This is a genomic window from Methylobacterium bullatum (assembly GCF_014845095.1).
In the GTDB taxonomy this organism is placed as follows: Bacteria; Pseudomonadota; Alphaproteobacteria; order Rhizobiales; family Beijerinckiaceae; genus Methylobacterium; species Methylobacterium bullatum.
This window is the reverse complement of the sequence record NZ_NKUG01000061.1, coordinates 1-5,958: the sequence shown is the minus strand read 5'-3', so window position 1 is coordinate 5,958 and position 5,958 is coordinate 1. Positions and strand designations below refer to the sequence as shown.

The window sequence follows — 5,958 nt, the reverse complement described above, 5'->3', positions numbered from 1 at the left end:
TTCGCGTTTGCGACAGGCCCGCAATATTTCACATCTGCGATGGCATCATGATTAATGATTACTAAACAGAGGCGGTTCCCATTTTGACTGTTAAATCGACGACAGACGTTGACCGTGCCGTCGGCCTGCGCATCGCAACTCTTCGAAAGGCGAAGGGGCTGTCGCAGACTGATCTAGGCCAGCACGTCGGCGTTACGTTCCAGCAGATCCAGAAATACGAGAAGGGGCAAAACCGGATCGCCAGCGGCCGCCTACAGCAGATCGCTCAGTTCTTTGAAGTACCGATGTCAGCGCTGTTCGGCGAGGGCGAGCCCCAGGGACAGGACGAGATGTTCCCCTTCCTCGCTGAGCCTGGCGCCATCGAAATCCTCGCCGCCTATGCATCCATTGAGGACAGTGACCTTCGCCGCGACGTGTTGTCGATTGTGCGAACCGCATCCCGGCTGAGTGTCCGGCAGACCGGTTAGCCAGCAGTTCCTCGCGTCTGACCAGTCAGAGCTCTTCCTTTGCACGGATACGGTTCAGCTACGAGTAAAGCCTAGGACGGTTCGGAAGGGCAGTGTCCGGCTTGTCGAACGGCCGCATACCCTCACCGCATGGCTTTCGCCCGTTCCGCAGCCCACCTGGATTCTCGCGAGCCACTGGCGTGAAAGCGACCCTGCCGTTCCGGCAGCTTTCTTACGGTGGTGTCAGTCTCGGTTTTCCCCAAAGTTAGAACCCCTGTATCCGTGGGGTGAATCGCTTTGCACCCACTCCCCCCGGCCTTCGCCCTGCCGGCGCGACGCATCCAGGCTTGCCACTCTCGGCTGATAATCCGGACAAGGTTGGGGCTGTTCTTCCTGCCCTCGTGACGGCGCTCCTCTATCGTCAGTAGTCCGTCGCCCTCGGCGAGGCGGATAGCGCCCTGAGCGAGGCGACGGCAGACCCCGGCCCTCGCGGCTATCGCGTCGATGCAGAGGCCACACACGCCCTTGGCGGCGACCTCGTCAGCGACGATGCGCAGGACCGCGAGCTGGCCGGTAGTGAAGCGCGAGGCCAAGGCGGGCGGCATAGGGCCAGAGCAAGCCAGTAGGCGCCTCCGATCCCGCGACATGGCCTTGTCGGGACTGGTGACGCTCCTGCGCGACGGGAACAGACTAATGCGCCCTGCTAGGATGCCTACGGGCACAATGCCCTCACGGATCGCGCTCCGGCGGGCGTGGAGCCGCTCGGCGAGCGCCTGGGCCTGGACGTCGTCCAAAGCCCCTCCCCCGTGCCCCTGCCAGACCTGACGCGATAGCTCGTCCATCTGCGCAAGCGTCCGCGCGTCATCGATCGCGGCAGCCATGGTCGCGTGAAACATCGTCCCCAACCCTCTCGGGCCGCGGCAGGCACAAGGCACGACTTCTCGATGCGGGAATTGGCGTTCCCGCTTGACTCCCGAGGGGGTCCTATGGCTTGTGAGGGATTGTCTCGGTCCTCACAGACCATCTCGATTTCGCGGCCCTCCTGTTTGGCGACAGGGGGGCCGTAGTCGTTTCAGGGTCTATCTCGCGGCGGTAATCTCTCCTGATGCCGGCTCACGACTCGCATGAGCAATATGCGGCCAGACATGGCATGTCGGCCGGGCGGGGCGGTTAAGTCAACGCTAACCCTCGTCGGCGACGTCCACGGCCTGCTCGATCACTGGGAGGCCCGCCGTTTCCGACACCCTGCTCATGCTCACCCTGGTGACCGAGAATGCTGAGCTGCGCGCCCAGCTTGCGGAGGTCCAGGACCAGTGCGTCGAGTTGGCGGTGGATGCCGGCGAACTCCACGCCGAGGTTGAGGCACTGCGACGGGAACTGGCTAGGATGCGGGCCGACCGAAGCATTTGAAAATCAAGGCGAGAAGCTATGGTTCACGCGGACACGCTCAAGGCCATTGTCGCGGCCTGGGATCGTACTCCGCGTTAACTCAGCCCTTCAGCCTCAGACGATGGCGAGTATCGCAAGGGCCAGTGGAGGCTACGTAATGTTGCATTTCAGCGAGTTGGGTTAGGCAAGCCTACTCCTCTTCATCCTCCGCTATCACAGCCTCGACGGCGGCAATCGCGTTCTCCAACTCGGCGACGCGCCTGAGTACGCTGTCTGCCGGCATAGTGTCGTGATCCGCAGCCGCAACGATCAGAACGTGCTGATGGGCCTTCAGGCGATCGAGGAGGGTTTGAAGCTTAGACATGAGGACGGCGTAGCTACCTGAGTAGTTGTAGACAACTAGGCCTTAGGCAAGGCCTCATCAAAAGCTCCCGCTCAGCGGCTCCGGCACGGCGTTGTCGGGCTCCTCGGGTGGATGGTCGCCCTTGAGCACGTTGTCTACAATCGTCAGGATATCGAGCAGTTCGAGCTTCCCACCATTGGGCACATCGGCTTGGTTCACGCGATGCCGGACCACGCTTCTGACACTGCCGAGGGCCTCAAGCGAGCTTGCAGCAGGTCGATCTTGCCGCGGCCGTCCCACTGGGCGTCGAGCCAGGGCAGATAGGCGTCAAGCGAGCTTTGGCGGACCCGGAAGACGTTTGTGCGCTCGCTGCGCAGGACCGCACGCACCACCTTGCGGCTGTGGCCCAGGCGCTGGCCGATCCGGCGAAGCGGAACGCCTGCTTCCGTGAGCGTGCGGATGGCTGCGTCCGCCTCTTCCCTCCGCAGGTAACTCTCGTCCTGGATGCGTTCCCGGGACACTGTCTTATCCGGTCTGGCAACGGTCCTGCGAGGCGGGAACAGGCTTGCCCGACCGGCAGGAATGCCAACAGGGCGGATGCCCTCACGGATCGCAATACGGCGCTCGTGGAGCCGTTCAGCAAGCGACTGAGCCTAGACGTCGTCCAAAGCCTCTCCTCGCGTGCCCCTGCCAGACCTGGCGCGAGAGCTCATCCATCTGCGCAAGCCTCCGCGCGACATTAATGGCGGCAGCCACTTACACCAAGTGGGCAAAATCCCCTTTGCCCAAGAACGCAGTCGGGCTTACGGTTTCTTGACAACTCGGGTTCTAGATTGTTGGGGTACAGGGGCAACCGCGCCATGGGGGACTGGAGCAATGGCTGTCTTGAGCGTTTGCTCGACCAAAGGTGGCGTCGGTAAAACGACGCTCGTCATCTGCCTTGCTGACGCCTTCGCGCGGCAGGGCGGCTCCGTAGCAATCATCGACGCTGATCCGAACGGCCATATTGCGTCCTGGCGCGATAGGGCAGGGGAGGATTGCACCGTCGACGTGATCTCGGGGGTGACTGAGAAAACGATCCTTGATCGCATTTCGGAGGCGGCTTCGCGCTACTCCGTCGTATTGGTCGACCTTGAAGGTGCAGCTTCGCAGGCCGTCACCTACGCTATCGCCGAGTCCGACCTGGTGCTGATCCCCACCAAGATATCCGGCATGGACCTGCAAGAGGTCTTCCGAACCTATGAGGTCGTGCAACGTGCTGAGCGTATGCTTCGCCGTTCAATCCCGGCCCGTGTTGTTCTCACACAGATGTCGCCGCTTCAGAGCCGAGTGGCGCAACACGCTCGCCAGGAAATCCAGGGCGCAAACATTCCAGTCCTTGGAACCGAGGTGATCCAGCGAGCCGCCTATCAGGCCATCCACTTCACTGGAGCCACACCCGCTGGCCCGGATGGCGACCCAAAGGCGCTGGGAGAGGTCAGCGGTGTCCTAAACGAACTACTGGCCATCCTAGCCGAGCAGCAGGCGTCCTGACATGAGCAAGCCGACTTTCCTGCCCTCACCCCGTCCGCGCCCGCGTACGAGCCCTGAGGATGCTCAACAGCTCGCCGCAGCAACAAGAGATCTCGGATTTACCAGGGCCTCCAACGCTCCAGAAGAACAGCCAATCGTACCGGCCCCATTGCCGAAGCCGACGGCAGCTCTTGCCCAAGAACCCAAATCCCCCATTGCCCCTACCAAGGGTACATCTCTTAAATTCGAGGTGCCGGATGAGGTATGGACCGCATTGCGCCAGGAAGCCCTCAACCGCCGCGTGACGGTCAAGTACCTAGTCCTCGAAGCACTGGCGGCCAAAGGCTACAACGTCGACCTCTCGGCTGTCCCTGAAGACGGTAGGCGCCTCCGCTGACCACCGATGACCGAAGCGGCCAGCTTAGCAACGAGAACATGGACGATGTGCAACCTCTACAGTCTGGTCACGTCACAAGCGGAGATCCGCAAGGCCTTCGGCGTGGGGGAGGACCGCGCCGGCAACCTGCCGAGGATGCCCGGCATCTTCCCCGACCAGATGACGCCCATCGTTCGGATCGAGGACGGCAGGCGGACCCTTGAGATGCTCCGATGGGGCATCCCGGGTCCGAAGCAGTACGGGGAGCATCCCGTCACCAACGTTCGGAACGTGAAGAGCCCGCACTGGCGGCCTTGGCTCAAGCCGGAATACCGCTGCCTTGTCCCGGTGTCCTCCTTCAGCGAGTACGCGGACACCAAGCCCAAGAAGACGCCCACGTGGTTCGCCCTCGATGACAACCGGCCGCTGTTTGCCTTCGCCGGCATCTGGCGACCCTGGACGGGCGTGCGCGGCACCAAGGCCGAGAACCCCGACCGAGAGGAGGCCGAGCACCAGCTGTTCTCGTTCCTCACATGCGATGCGAATGGGATCGTCGGCCCGGTCCACCCGAAGGCGATGCCGGTCTTGCTGACGACGCCGGAGGAGTGGCGGACGTGGCTTGAGGCGCCGACAGAGGTCGCCCTTGAGCTACAGCGCCCGCTGCCTGACGCCATGATGAAGGTGGTGGCGACAGGCGCGCGGCGCGATCCGGCTGAATGAGGATCGCATCGCGGGCGATCTGACGCTGAAACCAGGTCGCCTAGGAAGCCGTCTTAACGAGCCGAGGCTTCTGCGTCGGCGACAAGGCGTCGGGTCGCGGGGGCACGCGGGGTCAGGGACGGCGTGGTCGTCATCTCGGAAGCCGGACGAACCGATGCCGTAACGCGAGCCTGTTCACGGTAGAGCGTCGGCGTGATGTTGACGCGATCCTCAGCCGTCGCCGTACCGGTCAGGGTGGCGGCAGCGAGAGCGGCAAGAACGATTTTACGAACGGTCATGGTACTTATCCCTTAAGAGTTTCGAGGGCTGCGCCCCATCTGATGAGAGGGATATGCGCTGCGGTGCACCATCATTCCAACAGATCAAATCGATAACCGGTATTGATGAAATCGATCCGCCTTCCCGTCCTTGTCCTCGTCCTGTCACTGACTCCTGTGTTCGCGGCCGAGCCGATCACCGGCCGGGCCTCAGTGGTCGACGGCGACACCCTCGACATCGGCGGCACCCGCATCCGCCTTCACGGGATCGATGCGCCAGAGAGCAGTCAGCTTTGCCATAGAAGGTCAGGGGAGGCCTTCCGATGCGGACAGGCGGCTGCACTCGCGCTGGCCGACCGGATCGGCTCAGCACCCGTCTCCTGCGATCCCAGGGATACCGACAAGTACGGGCGCACGGTCGCGGTCTGCCGGAAGGGTGCAGAGGACCTGAACGGCTGGCTGGTCGCGCAGGGTCACGCCATCGCCTACCGCCGGTACTCGGAGGACTATATCCCGGCCGAGGACACCGCGAAGGCAGGGAAGCTCGGGATATGGGCCGGCTCTTTCACGACGCCTGGGGACTGGCGAAAGGGTGAGCGGGCCATGACGATGGGGTTCGCGGCGCCGGGCGGTTCGGACGGCCCCATACCCTCGCCAGCGCCTTTGAAGCCGGCCATCCAGGCCGGCGGCTGCGCGATCAAGGGCAACATCAGCCGGAAGGGCGAGAAGGTCTTCCACGTCCCTGGATCGCGCGACTACGACCGGACCCGGATTAGCGAGAAGGACGGCGAGCGCATGTTCTGCTCGGAGGACGAGGCGAAGGCGGCCGGGTGGCGCGCGCCGCGCGGGTGAGCTTGAAACTTAGAGCGCCTAACAGAACGGCACCGAGCGTTGCTTTCAGCGTTGGTTTGGCAG

9 protein-coding genes and 1 pseudogene are annotated in these 5,958 nt (G+C 63.2%); 6 read left to right on the top strand and 4 right to left on the bottom strand.

What is annotated here, in order from left to right:
- Positions 1–83 precede the first annotated feature (83 nt).
- Together MBTS_RS09365 and MBTS_RS09360 are read left to right on the top strand one after the other, a co-directional pair.
- Positions 84–467 (top strand): helix-turn-helix domain-containing protein, encoded by a 384-nt coding sequence (locus tag MBTS_RS09365; RefSeq protein WP_192215483.1) that lies wholly within the window; start codon positions 84–86, stop codon positions 465–467.
- 1,230 nt (positions 468–1,697) lie between these two features.
- Positions 1,698–1,856 carry a hypothetical protein gene (locus tag MBTS_RS09360; protein WP_192215482.1) on the top strand — a complete coding sequence of 53 codons (159 nt, stop codon included), beginning with the start codon at positions 1,698–1,700 and terminating at the stop codon, positions 1,854–1,856.
- A gap of 169 nt (positions 1,857–2,025) precedes the next feature.
- Here the strand turns inward: MBTS_RS09360 and MBTS_RS09355 are convergent, their stop codons facing one another.
- The 3 genes and pseudogenes from MBTS_RS09355 to MBTS_RS09345 all read right to left on the bottom strand — a co-directional run.
- The gene (locus MBTS_RS09355) at positions 2,026–2,199 is read right to left on the bottom strand and encodes a hypothetical protein (protein WP_192215481.1); all 174 of its coding nucleotides are present in this window, start codon (positions 2,197–2,199) and stop codon (positions 2,026–2,028) included.
- Between the two features lie 57 nt (positions 2,200–2,256).
- Positions 2,257–2,397, bottom strand: a complete 141-nt coding sequence (locus tag MBTS_RS09350) for a hypothetical protein (RefSeq protein ID WP_192215484.1) — start codon at positions 2,395–2,397, stop codon at positions 2,257–2,259.
- 62 nt (positions 2,398–2,459) lie between these two features.
- Positions 2,460–2,792: pseudogene (locus MBTS_RS09345) on the bottom strand (ISL3 family transposase); the annotation flags it as partial.
- Between the two features lie 262 nt (positions 2,793–3,054).
- On the opposite strand from MBTS_RS09345, the gene MBTS_RS09340 reads away from it, so the two are divergent.
- Genes MBTS_RS09340 through MBTS_RS09330 form a run of 3 tightly spaced genes read left to right on the top strand, consistent with a single transcriptional unit; the run spans position 3,055 to position 4,786 of the window.
- Entirely contained in the window at positions 3,055–3,711 is a 657-nt protein-coding gene (locus MBTS_RS09340; protein ID WP_192215480.1) for a ParA family protein, read from the top strand.
- Between the two features lies 1 nt (position 3,712).
- A complete protein-coding gene (locus tag MBTS_RS09335) occupies positions 3,713–4,087 on the top strand; it encodes a hypothetical protein (RefSeq protein WP_192215479.1) in 375 nt (124 codons plus the stop codon).
- 45 nt (positions 4,088–4,132) lie between these two features.
- Positions 4,133–4,786: an SOS response-associated peptidase gene (locus MBTS_RS09330; RefSeq protein WP_192215478.1), complete on the top strand. Its 654-nt coding sequence runs from the start codon at positions 4,133–4,135 to the stop codon at positions 4,784–4,786.
- 53 nt (positions 4,787–4,839) lie between these two features.
- Here the strand turns inward: MBTS_RS09330 and MBTS_RS09325 are convergent, their stop codons facing one another.
- The gene (locus tag MBTS_RS09325; RefSeq protein WP_192215477.1) at positions 4,840–5,064 is read right to left on the bottom strand and encodes a hypothetical protein; all 225 of its coding nucleotides are present in this window, start codon (positions 5,062–5,064) and stop codon (positions 4,840–4,842) included.
- 105 nt (positions 5,065–5,169) lie between these two features.
- On the opposite strand from MBTS_RS09325, the gene MBTS_RS09320 reads away from it, so the two are divergent.
- Positions 5,170–5,895, top strand: a complete 726-nt coding sequence (locus tag MBTS_RS09320) for a thermonuclease family protein (RefSeq protein WP_192215476.1) — start codon at positions 5,170–5,172, stop codon at positions 5,893–5,895.
- Positions 5,896–5,958: the final 63 nt, after the last annotated feature.